This window comes from Streptomyces sp. NPDC008125 (assembly GCF_042957125.1).
GTDB lineage: Bacteria > Actinomycetota > Actinomycetes > Streptomycetales > Streptomycetaceae > Streptomyces.
Genome location: NZ_JBIBHR010000001.1, coordinates 194,676 through 213,063 on the forward strand (window position 1 = coordinate 194,676; position 18,388 = coordinate 213,063).

Annotated in this window: 12 protein-coding genes; 1 reads left to right on the forward strand and 11 read right to left on the reverse strand. The window is 69.2% G+C overall.

The window, feature by feature from the left end; all coding sequences use genetic code 11:
• Positions 1-151: 151 nt before the first annotated feature.
• The 11 genes from ACFZAX_RS00850 to yicI all read right to left on the reverse strand — a co-directional run bounded on the left by ACFZAX_RS00850 (position 152) and on the right by yicI (position 16,366).
• Entirely contained in the window at positions 152-1,657 is a 1,506-nt protein-coding gene (locus tag ACFZAX_RS00850; RefSeq protein ID WP_390957728.1) for an amino acid permease, read from the reverse strand.
• Between the two features lie 233 nt (positions 1,658-1,890).
• A complete protein-coding gene (gene dxs / locus ACFZAX_RS00855) occupies positions 1,891-3,804 on the reverse strand; it encodes a 1-deoxy-D-xylulose-5-phosphate synthase (protein WP_390957730.1) in 1,914 nt (637 codons plus the stop codon).
• Positions 3,805-4,095: 291 nt separating this feature from the next.
• Complete coding sequence (locus tag ACFZAX_RS00860) at positions 4,096-5,388, reverse strand: sugar ABC transporter permease (RefSeq protein WP_390957732.1); 1,293 nt, start codon at positions 5,386-5,388, stop codon at positions 4,096-4,098.
• Positions 5,385-6,173, reverse strand: coding sequence for an ATP-binding cassette domain-containing protein (locus ACFZAX_RS00865; protein WP_327178711.1), 789 nt, complete (start codon positions 6,171-6,173; stop codon positions 5,385-5,387). The genes ACFZAX_RS00860 and ACFZAX_RS00865 overlap by 4 nt, the downstream gene beginning before the upstream one ends.
• 260 nt (positions 6,174-6,433) lie before the next feature.
• Positions 6,434-7,552: a substrate-binding domain-containing protein gene (locus ACFZAX_RS00870; protein ID WP_390957734.1), complete on the reverse strand. Its 1,119-nt coding sequence runs from the start codon at positions 7,550-7,552 to the stop codon at positions 6,434-6,436.
• 121 nt (positions 7,553-7,673) lie between these two features.
• Entirely contained in the window at positions 7,674-8,873 is a 1,200-nt protein-coding gene (locus ACFZAX_RS00875; RefSeq protein ID WP_390957736.1) for an ROK family protein, read from the reverse strand.
• Between the two features lie 214 nt (positions 8,874-9,087).
• A complete protein-coding gene (locus ACFZAX_RS00880; protein ID WP_390957737.1) occupies positions 9,088-10,017 on the reverse strand; it encodes an ABC transporter permease subunit in 930 nt (309 codons plus the stop codon).
• Positions 10,017-10,937: an ABC transporter permease subunit gene (locus ACFZAX_RS00885; RefSeq protein WP_390957739.1), complete on the reverse strand. Its 921-nt coding sequence runs from the start codon at positions 10,935-10,937 to the stop codon at positions 10,017-10,019. Before ACFZAX_RS00885 ends, ACFZAX_RS00880 begins: the two co-directional genes overlap by 1 nt.
• A 49-nt stretch (positions 10,938-10,986) precedes the next feature.
• Complete coding sequence (gene ngcE, locus ACFZAX_RS00890; protein ID WP_390957741.1) at positions 10,987-12,432, reverse strand: N-acetylglucosamine/diacetylchitobiose ABC transporter substrate-binding protein; 1,446 nt, start codon at positions 12,430-12,432, stop codon at positions 10,987-10,989.
• A gap of 821 nt (positions 12,433-13,253) precedes the next feature.
• Positions 13,254-13,889, reverse strand: a complete 636-nt coding sequence (locus tag ACFZAX_RS00895; RefSeq protein ID WP_390957744.1) for a histidine phosphatase family protein — start codon at positions 13,887-13,889, stop codon at positions 13,254-13,256.
• A 221-nt stretch (positions 13,890-14,110) separates the two neighbouring features.
• Positions 14,111-16,366 (reverse strand): alpha-xylosidase, encoded by a 2,256-nt coding sequence (yicI, locus tag ACFZAX_RS00900; protein WP_390957745.1) that lies wholly within the window; start codon positions 16,364-16,366, stop codon positions 14,111-14,113.
• 751 nt (positions 16,367-17,117) lie between these two features.
• On the opposite strand from yicI, the gene ACFZAX_RS00905 reads away from it, so the two are divergent.
• The gene (locus ACFZAX_RS00905) at positions 17,118-18,380 is read left to right on the forward strand and encodes an extracellular solute-binding protein (RefSeq protein ID WP_390957747.1); all 1,263 of its coding nucleotides are present in this window, start codon (positions 17,118-17,120) and stop codon (positions 18,378-18,380) included.
• Positions 18,381-18,388: the final 8 nt, after the last annotated feature.

An 18,388-nucleotide genomic window follows, 5' to 3' on the forward strand; every position in this document is an offset into this window, starting at 1 on the left:
GCCCCCCCCCCAACACCCACCCCATAATCAAACACGACTAAACCCCCCCCCCCAACCCAACCGGCACCCCCCCCCCCCGCCCCGCCGGCGGGGGGGGCGCCGCGCCCCCCCCCCCCCCCCCGCGCCCCCCCCCCCCCCCCCCCCCCACGGCTCACCTCCCGCCGGTGGCCAGTCGGCTGTGCTTGCGCCCGTACACGAAGTAGATGACCACGCCCAGCGCCATCCAGATCGCGAACCGGAGCCAGGTCTCCACCGGCAGGTTGAGCATCAGCCAGACGGAGGCGGCCACCGACAGGACCGGGAGCACCGGCACCCAGGGAGTACGGAAGGCCCGGGGCAGGTCGGGGCGGGTGCGGCGCAGCACGATCACGCCGAGGGCGACCACCACGAACGCGAAGAGCGTCCCGATGTTCACCAGGGTCGCCAGCTCGTCGATGCTGGTGAATCCGGCGACGATCGCGATGACGACACCGAGCAGGATCGTCGGGCGGTACGGGGTGCCGTACTTCGGGTGGGTCACGGAGAAGAACCGGGGCAGCAGCCCGTCGCGGCTCATCGCGAAGAAGACGCGGGACTGGCCCAGCAGCAGGATCATGCAGACGACGGTGAGCCCGACGGCGGCGCCGAAGCTGATGACGCCCGCGTAGAAGGGGTGGCCGACCGCCTTGAAGGCGTCCGCGAGCGGGGCGCTCACGGAGAGTTCGGTGTAGTGCTGCATGCCGGTGACCACGACGGAGACGGCGACGTAGAGCACGGTGCAGATGAGGAGTGACCCGAGGATGCCCCGGGGCATGTCCCGCTGGGGATGCCGGGTCTCCTCGGCGGCGGTGGCGACCACGTCGAAGCCGATGAAGGCGAAGAAGACGATGGAGGCGGCCGTGAAGATGCCCATCACGCCGAAGTTGGTGGGCGCGTAGCCGAACACCGCCTGGACCAGCGGGGAGTCGAGCCCGGTGCCGGACGGCTGCGGCTCGGCCTCCGGGATGAAGGGCGAGTAGTTGCCGGAGTCGATGAAGAAGAGCCCGGCGACGATCACGACGAGGACGACGGCCACCTTGATCGCGACGACCACGGTGGTGACCCGCGCCGAGAGCTTCATGCCGAGCACCAGGACGGCGGTGAGGACCAGCACGAGGAGGAACGCCAGGAGGTCGAAGCCGAAGCCGGACGCCACGTCGGTCCCGGAGAGCACGTCGGGCAGCGCCCAGTCCGCGTTGTCCAGCAGTGAGCGTACGTACCCGGACCAGCCGACGGCCACCACCGCCGTGCCCAGCGCGAATTCCAGCACCAGGTCCCAGCCGATGATCCACGCCACCAGCTCGCCGAGCGAGGCGTAGGAGAAGGTGTACGCGGAGCCCGCGACGGGGACCGTGGAGGCGAACTCGGCGTAGCAGAGGGCGGCCAGCGCGCAGACCACGCCCGCGACCGCGAAGGCGATGGCGGTCGCGGGGCCCGCGGTCTCCTTGGCGACCTTGCCGGTGAGGACGAAGATGCCGGTGCCGATGACGACTCCGACGCCGAAGACCGTGAGATCGAGGGCGGAGAGCGACTTCTTGAGCGCGTGCTCGGGCTCCTCGGTGTCGCGCAGGGACTGCTCGATCGTCTTGGTCCGGAACAGCCCGTCCCGGCCTGGGGGTGTCCCCTGCTCCACGCTCACCTGCGTACCTCCACGCACTCGTCGTGGGCGCCATCATGGGGAGGTCCCCCGGACTCGGGGCGCCTTGCGGGGCATGTCGCGCGAACGGGCCGGTGCCACCACCCGTACAGGGAGGCGGGACCGGCCCATTCGGCGGTACACGGGGGGGGCGCCGGACGGGGTCCGGATCGGGTCGTCACCGGCGTCGGGGCCGGTCGCGGGGGCCGGCCACGGAGGTCGGCCGCGGACCGGGGTCAGTCGCGGGCGGGCTCCGCGTCGCGGGTCTCGTAGCGGCCGTCGAGCTTGGCGACGAGCCCGGTGACCTGGCGGGCGATGTCCGGGGCGGTGAGGCCGATCTCGGCCATGACCTCGTTGCGCGAGGCGTGGTCGAGGAAGACCGGCGGGATGCCGAAGTCGCGCAGTGGCAGGTCGACGCCCGCGTCGCGGAGCGCCTGGGCGACGGCGGAGCCGACACCTCCGACGCGGCTGTTGTCCTCGACGGTGACGACGACCCGGTGGCGGTCGGCGAGCGGGGCCATGGCCTCGTCGACCGGCTTGACCCAGCGGGGGTCGACCACGGTGGTGGAGATGCCCTGGGCGTCGAGCAGGTCCGCGATCTCCAGGCACATGGGCGCGAGCGCGCCGACGGAGACCAGCAGCACGTCGGGCCGGTCGGTGCCGGGGACACGCAGCAGGTCCATGCCGCCGACGGTGCCGACCGCCTTGACGGCCGGGCCGACCGCTCCCTTGGAGAAGCGGACCACGGTGGGCGCGTCGTCCACGTCGACGGCCTCGCGCAGCTGGGCGCGGACCTGGTCGGCGTCGCGCGGGGCCGCGATCCGCAGCCCCGGCACGCACTGGAGGATCGACATGTCCCACATGCCGTTGTGCGAGGCGCCGTCGGTGCCGGTGATGCCGGCCCGGTCCAGGACGAAGGTGACGCCGCACCTGTGCAGGGCGACGTCCATCAGGACCTGGTCGAAGGCGCGGTTGAGGAAGGTGGCGTACACCGCGAAGACGGGGTGCAGTCCGCCGGTGGCGAGGCCGGCGGCGGAGACCGCGGCGTGCTGCTCGGCGATGCCGACGTCGTAGATGCGCTCGGGGAACTCTTCCTCGAACTTGCCGAGGCCGACCGGCTGGAGCATGGCGGCGGTGATCGCGACGATGTCCTCGCGCTCCCGGCCGAGCTTGACCATCTCCTCGCCGAAGACGGAGGTCCAGTCGAGGCCGGAGGTGGCGATGGGCAGCCCGGTGTCGGGGTGGATCTTGCCGACGGCGTGGAAGCGGTCGGCCTCGTCCTGGAGGGCGGGGGTGTAGCCGCGGCCCTTCTCGGTGATGCAGTGGACGATGACCGGTCCGCCGAAGCGCTTGGCGCGCAGCAGGGCGGACTCCAGGGCCTCCAGGTCGTGGCCGTCGATGGGGCCGACGTACTTCAGGCCGAGGTCCTCGAACATGCCCTGGGGGGCGATGAAGTCCTTGAGGCCCTTCTTCGCGCCGTGCAGCGTCTCGTAGAGCGGCCGGCCGACGACGGGGGTGCGCTCCAGGAGGTCCTTGCCGCGGGCGAGGAAGCGCTCGTAGCCGTCCGTGGTGCGCAGGGTGGCGAGGTGGTTGGCGAGGCCGCCGATGGTGGGCGCGTAGGAGCGCTCGTTGTCGTTGACGACGATGACGAGCGGGCGGTCCTTGGCCGCGGCGATGTTGTTGAGCGCCTCCCAGGCCATGCCGCCGGTGAGGGCCCCGTCGCCGATGACGGCGACGACGTGGTCGTCCTTGCGCAGCACCTCGTTCGCCTTGGCGAGGCCGTCGGCCCAGCCGAGGACGGTGGAGGCGTGCGAGTTCTCGATCACGTCGTGCTCGGACTCGGCGCGCGAGGGGTACCCCGACAGGCCGCCCTTGCTCTTGAGCCGGGAGAAGTCCTGGCGGCCCGTGAGCAGCTTGTGCACGTAGCTCTGGTGGCCGGTGTCGAAGAGGACCTTGTCGCGGGGCGACTCGAAGACCCGGTGGAGGGCGATGGTCAGCTCGACCACGCCCAGGTTGGGGCCCAGGTGCCCACCGGTCTTGGACACGGCGTCGACCAGGAACGTACGGATCTCCCCGGCGAGCTGTTCCAGCTGGTCGAGGCTGAGCCGGTCCAGGTCGCGCGGTCCCTCGATGCGGGTCAGCAGGTCCACCCGTGCCTCCTTGCGTATGAGCTGGTCGAGCGTGCCGATTTGGACGAGTCTAATGTTCCGGCCCGGGGCCGCAGCATCGGGCGGTGCGTTCCTTCTCACGCCCGGAGTCCCGCCGGGCGTGGCGCCCGGGGGCGCGCACCCGTCGCGGCTCCGCGCTGGATGCTCCTACCCCGGGAGCGCCGGTCGTCCCCCGGGACCGGCCTCGAACACGGTGGGAACACGCGCCGCACACGGACGCGCGGGTGCCCGGCACCCCCTGAGGGACGCCGGGCACCCGCGCGGAGCCGTGGTTCAGGCGCGGCCCGCCGTCTTCTGGGTCTTCCGGGTGACGGAGTCGATGCAGACCGTCGCCAGGAGGACGGCACCCGTGATCATGTACTGGACCGGGGTGGCGATGCCTTCGAGGTTCAGACCGTACTGGATGGAGACGATCACCATCACGCCGAGGAGGGCGTTCCAGGTGCGGCCCCGGCCACCGAAGAGGCTGGTGCCGCCGATGACGGCCGCCGCGATGACGTTCATCAGCAGGTCGCCGGTACCGGCGCTCTGGTTGGCGGACGCGATCTTGGAGGCCCAGAACAGGCCGCCGATGGCCGCGAACGTACCGGCGATGGCGAACACCGAGACGCGGATCGCGGTGACGTTGATACCGGCACGGCGGGAGGCCTCGACGCTGCCGCCGAGGGCGAAGATCTTCCGGCCGTACGCCGTACGGCGCAGCACGAAGTCCGTGATGACCAGGACGGCGAGGAAGAGGACGAACGCCAGGGGCAGACCGCGGTCCTGGTTGAACATGAACGCGGCGGCGAAGGCGAAGACCGCCAGGACGGCCGTGCGCACGATGATGTCGGCGAGCGGACGGGCCGGGACACCGGCCGCCTCGCGGCGACGGCTGTCGAAGAAGGCCGACAGGAAGAAGATCACCACGCCGACCAGGGCGAGGCCGTAGGCCGCGGCGACATCGGTGAAGTAGTACGTCGTCATCTGGCCGACGACGCCTTCGCTGTCCAGGTTGATGGTGCCCGTGTCACCGAGCAGGTTGAGCATGAAGCCGAGCCAGAACAGCAGGCCTGCCAGGGTGACGGCGAAGGCCGGGGCACCGATCTTGGCGAAGAAGAAGCCGTGGATCGCGCCGATCACCGCACCGCTGACGATGGCGATGAGGATGGCGAGCCATTCGTTCATGCCGTGCGTGATGGTCAGCACCGCGATGAGGGCGCCCGAGACACCACTGACCGAGCCGACCGAGAGGTCGATCTCACCGAGCAGCAGCACGAAGATGATGCCGACGGCCATCATGCCGGTGGCGACCATCGTGACGGAGATGTCGGTGATGTTCTTCGCGGAGAGGAACTCGGAGTTCATGCTCTGGAAGACGACGCAGATGATGATCAGACCGAGGATCACCGGGAGCGAGCCCAGGTCACCGGCACCGATCTTGCGCTTGAACTCACCGAAGTAGCCGCCGAGGCCCTGCTCGCGTACGAGCAGCCGGGGGTCGACCGCGGTGGCGGCGCCCGCGGCGGCCTCCTGGTTGACGACCGGCTTCTCCGCCGCGGCGGTGGAGGTCTTGTCCGTGGTCACTTCGAAACCTCCGCGGTGCGCGCCGCACGACGGGTCACGGCGTTGTCCGTGGCACCCGTGATGGCAGAGATGATCTCTTCGTGCGAGGTGGTCTTCACGTCGAAGACGCCGTTGTTGTGGCCGAGACGCAGGACGGCGACCTTGTCGGCCACCGCCTTGACGTCGGCCATGTTGTGGCTGATGAGGATGACCGCGAGACCGCGCTCGCGCAGCCTCTCGACCAGGTCGAGGACCTGGGCGGTCTGCTCGACGCCGAGGGCGGCCGTCGGCTCGTCGAGGATGACGAGCTTGGGCTCACCGAGCATCGAACGCGCGATGGCCACCGTCTGACGCTGACCGCCGGAGAGCGAGGCGATCGGGATGCGGACGCTGGGGATGCGGATGGAGAGCGTGGAGAGCAGTTCGCGGGAGCGGCGCTCCATCTCCACCTCGTCGAGGATGCCGAAGCGGCGCAGTTCCCGGCCGAGGTAGAGGTTGCCCACGACGTCGAGGTTGTCGCACAGGGCGAGGTCCTGGTAGACCGTCGCGATGCCCAGACCCTGGGAGTCCTGGGGGCGGTTGATGTGGACCGGCTTGCCCTGCCACTCGATGACGCCGTCATCGATGGGGTGGACACCGGCAATGGTCTTGACCAGCGTTGATTTACCGGCTCCGTTGTCGCCGACCAGGGCGACAACCTCTCCGGCGTGGACCTCGAGGTCGACTTCGGTGAGTACCTGTACGGCACCGAATCGCTTGGAGATCCCTCGCAACGCCAACACGGGCGTAGCGGACACGTGAACCATCTCCTTCGCCGCCTGACCGGCGGGGATGCCGCGCCTGGGGGGAGGCGCGGTGGTTGAGCAGAAGAGAAAGCGAGGAAGCGTTTCCGTCCGGCGCCCCGCCCGTTAGCGGGGCTGGTGAAGGGGCGGGGCGCCGGACAGGCTTCGGGCGGGCGGGCCGCTGTGCGGCGGGCCCGGGGCCGGCTGCTCCGCCGGTGCGGGGCCGGTCCCTGCCGGGGCCCCGCCGGCCGCGTGGACGCGGCGGCGGGGTCCGGCGGGTGGGGCTACTTCAGGCCGATCGCGTCGCAGGCGGCCTTGAACTGGGTGGTGCAGATCTGGGCGGCGGTGTAGACGCCGTCCTCGATGACCGTGTCCTTGATGTTGTCCTTGGTCAGCGAGACGACCGGGACGAGGTAGGTCGGGACACCCTTGGTGGTGGGGCTGTCCACCGTCGAGGTGGCGACCGACGCGGCGATCTTCTCGCCCTTGGCCAGCGAGACGGCCATGGTGGCGGCGGCCTCACCCTCCGGGGCGTACGGCTTGTAGACGCTCATGAACTGCTCACCGGCGACGATGCGCTGCACGCCCGCGAGTTCGGCGTCCTGACCGGTGACCGGCGGGAGGGTCTTCAGGCCGGAGGCCTTGAGGGCGGTGATGATACCGCCGGCCATGCCGTCGTTGGCGGAGTAGACGCCGACGATCTTGTCCTTGCCGAGAGCCGTGATCGCCGCCTCCATGTTGGCGTTGGCGTTCTCCGGCTTCCACTCCTTGGTGTCGTACTCCTTGCCGACGGTCACCTTGCCGTCCAGGACGGACTTGGCGCCCTTCTTGAAGAGTGCGGCGTTCGGGTCGGTGATGGCGCCGTTCATCATCACGATCTGCCCCTTGGAGGCGTTGTCACCCAGCGCCTCCAGCAGGGCCTTGCCCTGGACCCGGCCGACCTCTTCGTTGTCGAACGAGGTGTAGGCGTCGATGGGGCCCTCGGCGAGGCGGTCGAAGGCGACGACGGGGATGCCCGCGTCCTTGGCCTTCTTCACGCTGTTGGCGATCGAGGCGGAGTCGACCGCGTCGATGATCAGGGCGTCGACCTTGTTGGTGATCATGGTCTCGACCTGCTGCGCCTGCAGCGTGGCGTCCTGCTTGGCGTTGCTGTAGATGACCTTCGCCTTGCCGCCGGTCAGCTCGCCGATCTTCTTCTCGATGATCGGCTTGTCGAACTGCTCGTAGCGAGCGGTGGCGTTCTCCGGAAGGAGCAGACCTATCTTGAGGTCGTCGCCCTTCTTGGCGGCCGACGTGTCGTCCGACTTGCCACCGGACTCCTTGGCGCTCCCACAAGCGGCAAGCGAGACCGCCATGGCGGTGGCGGCAACGGCGACAGCGGCACGGCGCATACGCGTGTTCATAACTCGAACCTCCCTGACGAGGCCGCGACGTTGCGGCCGAGGTGGACGGAAGTCAACTCGGCCGCACGGGCGGCGTCAAGGAGTAAATACTTAACGAGATGACAACGGTGCCATTCGTTATCTAAGTGAAGGCAGGAGTCCCCGGCGAAAGAGTCGCCTCCAACAGGGTCGAATCACCCATCTCGCTCAGCACGAGGGCCAGCGCGCCGAGCACCTCGGCCCGGCCGCCGAGCGCCCCGGGAAGCACCGAGAGCTGTCGCGCGGCGCTCGGGATGGAGTAGCGCGCGACGGAGTCGCGGATGGGCCCGAGGACCAACTCCCCTGCCTCCGCGAGCGATCCGCCGAGTACGACCCGGCTGGGGTTGAGGAGGTTGCACAGGTTCGCCACGCCGCTGCCGATGTGCCGGCCGACGTCGGCGATCACCCGGCGGCACCCCGGGTCGCCCTCGCGGGCCAGCTGGACGACCCGGTCCATGGTCAAGTCCGGTCCGTGGCTGGGCCGCAGGAGCGGCAGGACGTACCGGGCGGCGGTGAAGGTCTCCAGGCACCCGCGGTTGCCGCAGCGGCAGACCGGACCGGCCTCGTCGAGGGTGATGTGGCCGATCTCCCCGGCGGTCCCCCCGGGGCCCCGGTAGATCGCCCCGTTGATCACCAGACCGGCGCCCACCCCGCTGGCGACCTTGATGTACGCGAGGTCCCGGACCCCCCGCCCGCTCCCCCAGACCAGCTCCCCCAGGGCCCCGAGATTGGCGTCGTTGTCGACGTAGACGGGCACGCCGAGGCGGGTGGCGAGCTCCGCGCTGGGATTGATGCCCGTCCATCCCGGCAGGATCGACGTGGAGCCGAGGGTGCCCGACTCCACGTCGATCGGGCCGGGCACTCCGAGCCCCACCCCGATGATCTTGTCCTGCCCGATCCCGGTGGTCCGGATCAGCCGGTTGACCAGCGCTTCCGCCCGCCCGAACCCCTCCGCGGAGGAGGCGTCCACGTCCATCGGTTCGGACTCCTCGGCGAGGACCTGGTGGGCCAGGTTGCCGATCGCCACCCGGAGGTGCGTATGGCCGAAGTCCACCCCGATCACGACACCCGCGTCGCCGCTGAGCGAGACGCTCCTGGCCCTGCGGCCGCCGGCCGAGGTGGGGGTCACCTCGACGGTGCCGCCGTCCTTCAGCTCGCGCACGATGTTGGAGACGGTGGCCGCGGAGAGGCCGGTACTCCTGGCGATTTCCGCCTGGGTGAGTGACCCCGCCATGCGCACGGCACGTACGACCCGCTCGAGATTGGCCCTATGCAGAGATGTCTGCGACCCCGGAGTCTCCATCGACTCACTCACTCCTGCCGTTTTCTCTAACATGTGAACCAATAGCTGACCGTTCCAAGGTGTGCCCCGTCAAGACCTTGAGCGTGCGGAGCCCGTATGAGCGCGGCACCTCCCCACATGAGGCCGGCCGAATTCGGGGGAACACGGACGAAACCGCCCAACGGCCGGAGGCGGCAGGGCGGTTCCGTGGTGAAGCCGGGGTGAAGCGCAGGTGCTACTTGAGTGCTCCGGCGGTCAGACCGGCCACCACCTGACGCTGGAAGACGATGTACGCGGCGAGGACGGGGAGCATGGCGATGACGAGTCCGGCGAAGAGCCCGGAGTAGTCCCCCTTGTACCCCTGGCTGGTGGAAAGCTCCACCAGTCCCTGCGCCAGCACCCGCTTGTCCGGGTCGGTGTTCAGCACCGTCGGAAGCATGTACTGGTTCCACTGCCCGAGGAAGTTGAAGATCCCGACGCTGATCAGACCGGGCTTCGCCATCGGCAGCATCACCTGGAAGAAGGTCCGGGTGTGCGAGGCGCCGTCGATCAGCGCCGCCTCCGCGACCGACGTCGGCAGGGTACGGAAGAACGACGTCAGGAAGAACACGGTGAACGGCAGCGAGTACGCGATGTACACGAGGATCAGGCCGTGGATCGTGTTCAGCAGCCCCATGTTGTCCATGACGTAGAACAGCGGGACCAGCGCCAGCATGACCGGGAAGCTCATGCCGCCGACGAACAAGAAGTAAATGAACCGGTTGCCGGGGAACTCGAACCGGGCCAGTACGTACGCGGCCATCGAACCCAGCACCAGCGTGCCGACGAGCGATCCCCCGACCACCAGAACGGTGTTGAGGAAGTACTCGCTCATGTGCGCCTGGTCCCAGGCCCGTCCCCAGGCGTCGAAGCTCAGGGAGTCGGGCAGCGCCCACGGGGAGTTGAAGATGGCCTTGTCCGACTTGAAGGCGGACATCACGGCCCAGAACAGCGGCAGGATCACCAGGATCGCCCAGATCACGAGCACACCGTGCGAGAACACGTTGAGGACGTGTCCCTCACCGCGCTTCGCACGGGTCGTGCCCGCGGAGCCGGCCTCGGCGGTCCGCTGTCCGGGGACGTCGGCCTCCTGGCGGAGGGCGGGCGGGGTGTCAGTGGTCTTCATCAGTACTCCAGCCGCTCGCGCCGGCCCAGCTTCATGACGACGGCGGCGAACGCCAGGGTCACGAGGAGCAGGGCGACGCCGATCGTGGTCGCGTATCCGGCCTGTCCGTCGCGGAACGCCGCCTGGTAGACGTACAGCGGCAGGACGGTGGTCGAGTAGTCGGGTCCGCCGGGCCCGACGCTCATGATGTTCACCACCGCGAAGCCCTCGGCGCCCAGCGCGAGGATGCCCATGTAGACCCAGCCGGACTGCACGGTGTCCCAGAGCAGCGGGAGCGTGATCCGGAAGAACGTGGTGAACCTGCTCGCCCCGTCCAGCAGCGCCGCCTCGTAGAAGTCCTTCGGGATGGACGCCATGCCCGCCGAGAAGAGGACGACGAAGAAGCCGGTCGTGCACCAGACGAGGACCGCCATGATGCACCAGAGCGCGAGCTTCGGATCGCCGAGCCAGTTCGGCAGGTGCTCGAAGCCGAACGCCTTCAGCGAGCCGTTGATCATGCCCTGGGCGGGGTCGAAGGCGAACTGGAACAGGATCGCCACGATCGCGATGGAGAGGACCTGCGGGAAGAAGTAGGCGATCTTGTAGAAACCCGATCCACGCACGCCCGAGATGACCGCGCCCTTTCGGCGCCGCCCGCCCACATTGAGCATGAAGGCGAAGAAGAGGGCGAGCCCCAGCGTCACCAGCGGCAGCAGCATCGCCAGCAGCACACTGTGCTCCAGCGATTTCCAGAAGACGTCGTCCTTGAACATCTTGGTGTAGTTGTCGAAGCCGACCATCTCGAAGTCGGGGCTCAGCCCCGTCCAGTCCGTGAACGAATAGTAGATGGACTGGATGAAGGGCCAGACGACGAAGATGACGTACAACGCCATCGGGGCGATCAAGAACCCGACTATGAACCGGTATTTACCGTGCTGCATCGTTACCGACTCCGACCTTCCTGCCGTGCCGCCGCTGGTGACGCGTCGATCACTGGTGCTTGAAGTGCTTGATGGACTCGTCCTTGGCCGCCGCGTCCGCGTAGCCCTGGATCTTCTTGATCGTCTCGGCGGGGGTCGCCCGGCCGGCCATCATCTCGCCGAGACCGGAGACGCCGATCTGCTCCTTCTGGAGCTTCACGTACCAGTCCTGCATGCGCGGGTTGACGACGTTGGTCCCGGCCTTCTCCAGCGCGGCGACACCGGACTTGAGGCCGTCCGACAGCTCGATGCCGTCGGTGCCGCCGTTGTAGGCGGACAGGGATTTGGTGCTGGTGGTGAAGGACTTCGAGGAGGCCTCGCTGAGCATGATGCGCAGCTGCTCCATGCCGCCTTCGGCGTTCTTCGCGTTGGCCGGGACGACGAAGGGCTCACCGCCGGACGCCCAGATGGTGCCGAACGGCATCTTGTCCGAGGAGTCGAGGCCGGAAGGCGCGCCCACGGACAGCTTGAAGTCCTTGGGGATGATGGCGGCTTCCTCGTTCTCCACCCAGGAGCCGTTGGGGATGAAGAGCGCCTTGCCGTTGGCCCACGCGCCCTGGGAACCGCGGTGGTCCAGGCCCGGGGTCCCCTCCAGGACGTAGCCCTTCTTGTAGAGCTCGTAGTACGCCTCGAACGCGGCCTTGACGGCGGGGTGTTCCCACGCCTTCGGCTCCAGGTTGTCGATGGCGTCGAGCACCTCGGCACCGCCGATCTTGGCGATGAAGGGGTAGAGCGAGAACGGCAGGTAGTAGGGGTACTTGCCGGCGTAGGTCCAGCCGGCGATCCCCTTCTTCTTCGCCTTCGCGCAGAGCGCGAGCATGTCGTCCCAGTTCTCCGGGTACGTCGCGTCGAGCTTGTCGAGGGCGGTCTGCGAGTACCAGACGCCGTACACCGTGTAGGCGTAGTACAGGATCCAGACCGGGTCGCCGTCGAACTGGCCCATCTCGACGATGCCCGGGCGCAGGGTGTCGCGCACCGTCTTGCTCGGGTCGTCGATGGACGGGGCGTCGAGCAGCGGAGTCAGGTCCGCGAGCTGCTTCTTGCCGACCAGGACGCCCATGTCCATCTGCTGCGCACCGGAGTTGTCGATCAGGTCCGGCGGGGTACCGCCGTTGAAGCGGGGCTGGAGGACCGACTGGATCTTCTGCGTCTTGGAGAACGTGACCTTGGCCTTGGGGTACGTCTTCGCGTAGACGGCCTTGGCGTCCTCGGCGTACTTGGTGCCGAACCCGCCGTCGAAGATGACCAGTTCGAGCGGTGCGCTCTCGTTGACGGCCAGCGGGTTCTCCGCCGACTTGGTGCCCTTCTCGACCTTCTCGTCGGAGCCGCTGTCACCGCTGGCGCAGGACGCCAGGAAGCTCATCGTGGGAACGGTGATCACGCCGAGAGCGGCGGACCGCTTGATCAGATCGCGACGGCCGAGACCCTCATTGTCGTGGGCGGAGGTCGATCCCATGCTCAAGTCCTCACCTTCATCAGGACTCAGGCGGTGTACCGGTCACCCGTCGAGATCTCGCCTCAGGCGAAGGGCCCCGCCACCGCGCGGTCGGTTGCGCTTGGGTCATGCAGAGAGACGTACCGGATTGCCTGGCTCGGCCCGGCGTGCCGGAAGAACGTACAGCGAAGCAGCTCATGGCGTGCCTCGTCCCGCTCCCCCGCACTCCTCCGAGTGCGCAGCCGTGTGGAACGGCTGTGCAGACGCCGACAGGTATAGTCCACTTGCGGCCGACGGAGCAAGATCGAATGCAGGTTTGCCCGGGAGTCTTTCCCGAGTTGAGACCTCGCCGATACGTCGGCACCGTGCGCCCATCGCCCGACGGCAGCATTTCCGGTATTTCGACGATTCGCCCGGCACGCCTCCTGTAACCGCCTGGAAACGCGGGACCGCCCGGCCGTCGCGCGGGTCCGCACGGGGCGCCCGGAGTGCCCGTTTCGGGCTGGATCCCCCGCCGTCCGGGTCACAACAAATGGCGTCAAACACCGATCCGGACGGGAAACACGGCCGATATCCGCCCGGAACGCGAGGAATTCGATCCGGGCGAATCGGTCGAGTTCAGGCCGTACACCCGCATCACCGGTGCGCCTGTGTTCAATTCCCGAACGTGCAGGAAATGAAGGCGACAGGACCGTACGGACGGGCACGGAACGGCCCGGAGGAAAGCGGAACGGCCGGCACCGTGTCCTTCGGGTGCCGGCCGTTCCGTATCGGGCTCGGGGTGCGGTGTGCCGTATGCGTGACCGCCCGCTGTCACACGGCGACCGCGGCGCGCGGGCGGGTCAGCGGTCCCGGCGGACCTCGCGGACGAGGCTCTCGGGCAGCGCCAGGTTCCACGCGGTGATCACGGGCTGCCCGTGCTCGGTGCCCAGCCGGGAGATCGCCCCGGTGGCCAGCTGGAAGAGGTTGCCGCCGGCCGGGGGCAGCTCCAGATAGCGGGCGGTGAGCACGCGCAGGAAGTGGGAGTGGGCGACGAGCACGATGTCCTCGTCGCTCGCGAGGCCTTCGGCCGTCGCGCGTACCCCGGCGAGCACCTTGTCGGCCCGCTCGCCGATCTCGGCCGGGCTCTCACCCGGGTGCGCGGTGGGACCGGCCTCGACCCCGTCGGTCCAGAGGTTCCAGAGGGGGCGGGTGCGGTGGATGTCGACGGTGGTGATGCCCTCGTAGCCGCCGTAGTCCCATTCGCGCAGCTCCGGGATGATGCGGGGCGAGGTGAGCCCGGCCAGTTCGGCGGTGCGGCGGGCGCGGACCGAGGGGCTGACGAGGCTGAGCCCGATCTGCCGGTCCGCGAGCAGCGGGACGAGTGCGCGGGCCTGGGTCTCGCCGAACTCGGTGAGCGGCAGATCGGTGTAGCTGGTGTGCCGGCCGTTCCGGGACCATTCGGTCTCGCCGTGCCGGATCAGGATCAACTCGCCCATGGTGCGTCCGTTCTTCGTGCGTGTCGCTGCGATCATGCAAACCCGCCGGACCACGATCGCATTCCGTGCGGACCGCCGCCCCGCGACGCGCCCGCCCACGAGGGGCCCCGCGGCGCACCCGCCCGCGCGCACCGCCCCCGGTGACGCGCGGGCGGAATGGGCGCGTCACCGGGGGCGGCGGTCCGTACCGGGGCGGCTGTCGCCCCCCGGTCGTATACGAATCAGTCGCGGACCACCTGCAGGGAGTCCTCGCCCACGAGCTCGACGGTGTACGGGCGGGCCGTGTCCGAGGTCACACGCACCACGTCGCCCTCGCGGACCACCCGGAAGGTCGCCGCGGGGGCGCCGGTGAGGTCGGGAACGGTGACCGTTCGGGTGAAGTCACCGGTTCCGGCGGGGGCGTACACGCGCAGTTCGAGGCCGTCGAGCCAGTCGCCGTCCGGGCGCGAGACGTCCGCGCCGAGCGGCAGGACCGCGCCGGGGCGGACCAGCAGCGGGAGGCTGTCGAAGCCGTGCACCTCCTGGCGCCAGGCCGGTCCGGTGACGGTCTCGCCGGTGAGCAGGTGGGTCCAGGTGCCCTCGGGGACGTAGTACTCGACCTGCCCGTCCTCGGTGAAGACCGGGGCGACGAGGACGTCCCCGCCGAGGAGGTACTGGCGGTCCACCGTGCGGGTCGCCGGATCGTCCGGGAACTCCAGCAGCATCGGGCGCATCACCGGGACGCCGGTGCGGTGGGCCTCCACGGCGGCTCCGTACAGGTACGGCATCAGCCGGTGCTTCAGTTCGGTGAACTGCCGGGCGACGTCCACCGCCTCGTCGCCGAACTCCCACGGCACGCGGTAGGACGAGGAGCCGTGCAGCCGGCTGTGCGAGGAGAGGAGGCCGAAGGCGAGCCAGCGCTTGAAGACGGCCGGGTCGGGGGTGCCCTCGAAGCCGCCGATGTCGTGGCTCCAGAAGCCGAAGCCGGAGAGGCTCAGGGAGAGCCCGCCCCGCAGCGACTCGGCCATCGCGCCGAAGGAGGACCAGCAGTCGCCGCCCCAGTGGACGGGGAACTGCTGGCCGCCGGCGGTCGCCGAGCGGGCGAAGAGGACGGCCTCGCCCTGGCCGCGCTCCTTCTCCAGGAGCTCGAAGACGGCCTTGTTGTAGAGGTGCGTGTAGTAGTTGTGCATCCGCTCGGGGTCGGAGCCGTCGTGCCAGACGACCTCCGTGGGGATGCGCTCGCCGAAGTCCGTCTTGAAGCCGTCGACGCCCTGGTCGAGCAGCACCTTGAGCTTGCTCTGGAACCAGGCGGTCGCCTCGGGGTTGGTGAAGTCGACCAGCGCCATGCCGGCCTGCCACTTGTCCCACTGCCAGACGTCGCCGTCGGCGGTGCGGACGAAGTAGCCCTTCTCGGCCCCTTCCGCGTACAGCGCGCTCTTCTGCGCGATGTACGGGTTGATCCAGAGGCAGATCCGCAGGCCCCGCGCCTTGAGGCGGGCGAGCATGCCCACCGGGTCGGGGAACACCTCCGGGTCCCATTCGAAGTCCGACCACTGGTACTCGCGCATCCAGAAGCAGTCGAAGTGGAAGACGGAGAGCGGGATGCCCCGGTCCGCCATGCCCTCGACGAACGAGGTGACGGTCTTCTCGTCGTACGAGGTGGTGAACGAGGTCGTCAGCCAGAGACCGAAGGACCAGGCCGGCGGCAGCGCGGGGCGGCCGGTGAGGGCGGTGTAGCGGGCGAGGACGTCCTTGGGCGTCGGGCCGGCGATGACGAAGTACTCCAGCGTCTGGTCCTCGACGCTGAACTGCACCTGCCCCACGGCCTCGGAGCCGACCTCGAAGGAGACCTTGCCGGGGTGGTTGACGAAGACGCCGTAGCCGCGCGAGGAGAGGTAGAACGGGATGTTCTTGTACGCCTGTTCGCTGCTGGTGCCGCCGTCCGCCTGCCAGATGTCGACGACCTGGCCGTTCTTCACGTACGGGGTGAAGCGCTCGCCGAGCCCGTGGATGGTCTCGCCGACGCCGAGGGCGAGCTGTACGGCCATGTGGTGGCCGCCGTCCGGCACGGTGGCGAAGGCGGTGCCCTTGCGCCCTGCGGCGGTCAGCAGGCGGCCTTCGCCGTCCAGGAAGTCCAGGCCGAAGGCGCCCGAGTCGGAGAGCCGCAGGGTGAGCGGGCCGCTGGTGAGCTCGGCGGCGCCGTTCTCCCGGCGGGTGGTGGCGGTCGCGTCCCCGGTGGCGCCGGGCAGGCCGAACTCCGGGCCGGGGTTGCGCTTCCCGGCGAGGTGGGTGACCCGCACGCCGATGACGCCCTCGGCGGGCGAGTACGCCTCGACCGTGATGAGCGGGGCGTTGAGCGTGTCGCCGCGCCGCTCGACGCGCTTGACCGCGGCGTAGGCGGTGAGCCGGTCGGTGTCCAGGCGCAGATCGCGGAGTTCGGTGGCGTACGAGGCGTCCACACCGTCCCGCATCTGCCAGAAGCCGTCGGTGAACTTCATGGGGGGTCCTTAGCCGTTCTGCAGTGGTTCGGAGGATCGGGGGTCCGCGGGTCCGGGCCTACGGCGGCCCGTTCCGGTGGACCGGGGGACGTTCGCGAGCCGGCCGGAGAGCCGGCACCCGGTCCTGGCGATGGGGTGAGCCGCGCGCGCGGTGCCCTCGCGGACGGACGCACAGGGGCCTCGGCCTGGCCCCATCCGTATCGCTCCGGACGGCACGGCGCACCTCGTTCCCGGGGAATCTCATTTGATCGTACACAAAACAAATACGCGGTGATTGCTGTGGATCGGGCACGAAAATCGCCCCTCCGGGCAGTGTGCACCGGCGTGGGCGGGCAAAGTTGCCCCGGAGTGACCCTTCTGTCACAGAAGAGGTCTAGCGCCACATCGACTTAAGGGGTATTAGTACTTGCACTGAACAAATTGGTCGGTCGGCAGAGCAGCCGTCCGGGCTCGTCGATCACGAGGCAGACATGTCTGACCGCTTCACTCCCCCGTCCGCGTGCAGGTCCGTCTCCGGTCTCCTGCCGGCGGCCGGACGGGACGATGCCCTCTTCGGCGTGCCGGACCGTCCGGCCTCGGACCGCCCCCCGGGCGTCCACTGACCCCGACGCCGGGGCCACCCCGCGCACGGTCGCGCGGGTCAGCCCCGCCGGATACGGAACCAGCCGGACCCGTACCCGGATCACACACCCCTCCGCGGGACACCGGTGTCCCGCGGAGCCCGGCCCACTCCCCACGCAAGGGCACCTCCGTGACAGCACACATAACGGACGGACCGCGCCAGCGGCGCCGCCGTCTCGACCGGCGGGTCGTCGTCCCGCTCACCGTTGTCTCCGCGCTCGTCGGCGCCGTGGCCCTCTCCGGCTGCGGCCAGCAGCGGGACACGAGCGTGTTCACCGTCCTGAACTCCTCGACGGACGACTCGTACCACGGCTGGGACGCCGCGACCCTGAAGCGCTGCAGCAAGCAGCTGGGCGTCACCATCGAGCAGCAGTCCGTACCGGCCGCGCAGGTCATGACGAAGTCGCTGCGGATGGCCTCCTCGAAGTCGCTGCCCGACATCATCCAGTTCGACGGCTCCGAGATGCCGACGTTCGCCGAGACCGGCGGGCTGCTGGACCTGAAGAAGCTGGGCGTCTCCACCGCGGACATCCCCCAGGGCATCCTCGACTACGGCTCGTACAAGGGCACGTACTACGGGGCGGCGCGCACGGTGAACACGCTCGCGCTCTTCTACAACAAGGACATCCTCGACAAGGCCGGACTGCCGGTGCCCACCACCTGGGCCGAGATGCAGGCCACCGCCAAGCAGCTCACCGGGAAGGGGAGCTACGGCATCGCGCTCAGCGCGGGCGGCGCGGAGGACGGGGTCTACCAGTTCACGCCGTTCATGTGGTCCAACGGCGGCGACGAGACCGACCTCGACTCGCCGCAGGTGGTCGAGGCGCTGGACTACTGGAAGTCCCTCATCAAGGACGGCTCCCTCTCCAAGTCCACCGTCAACTGGACCCAGGCCGACGTCAACGACCAGTTCATGGCGGGCAACGCGGCCATGATGATCAACGGTCCGTGGCAGGTCGAGACGCTCAACACGAAGAAGAACCTGCACTGGGGCATCGCGCAGATCCCCGTGCCGAAGTCCGGCGACGACTCGGTGGGTCCGCTGGGCGGCGGGATGCTGACCATCCCGGACGTCGGTGACACCGCGCGGGAGAAGACCTCCGCGAAGATCGTCAACTGCATGACCAGCGAGCAGGAGGAGGTCACCTACGCGCTGAACAGCTGGATGATCCCGGCCAACGAGAAGGCGGCCGCCGTGTGGCGGAAGAAGGTGCCGTCGCTCAGTTCGCTCGCCGACCAGGTGGCCACCGCCCGCTCGCGCACCGCGCAGCTCGGCTCCGGCTGGACCTCCGTGTCCCTGGCCCTGCAGAGCGCCTTCCAGTCGGCCCTCACCGGCCAGTCCAGTGAGTCGGCCCTCCACCACGCCCAGCAGCGTGTCGCGAGCGGGAACTGAGGTATCCG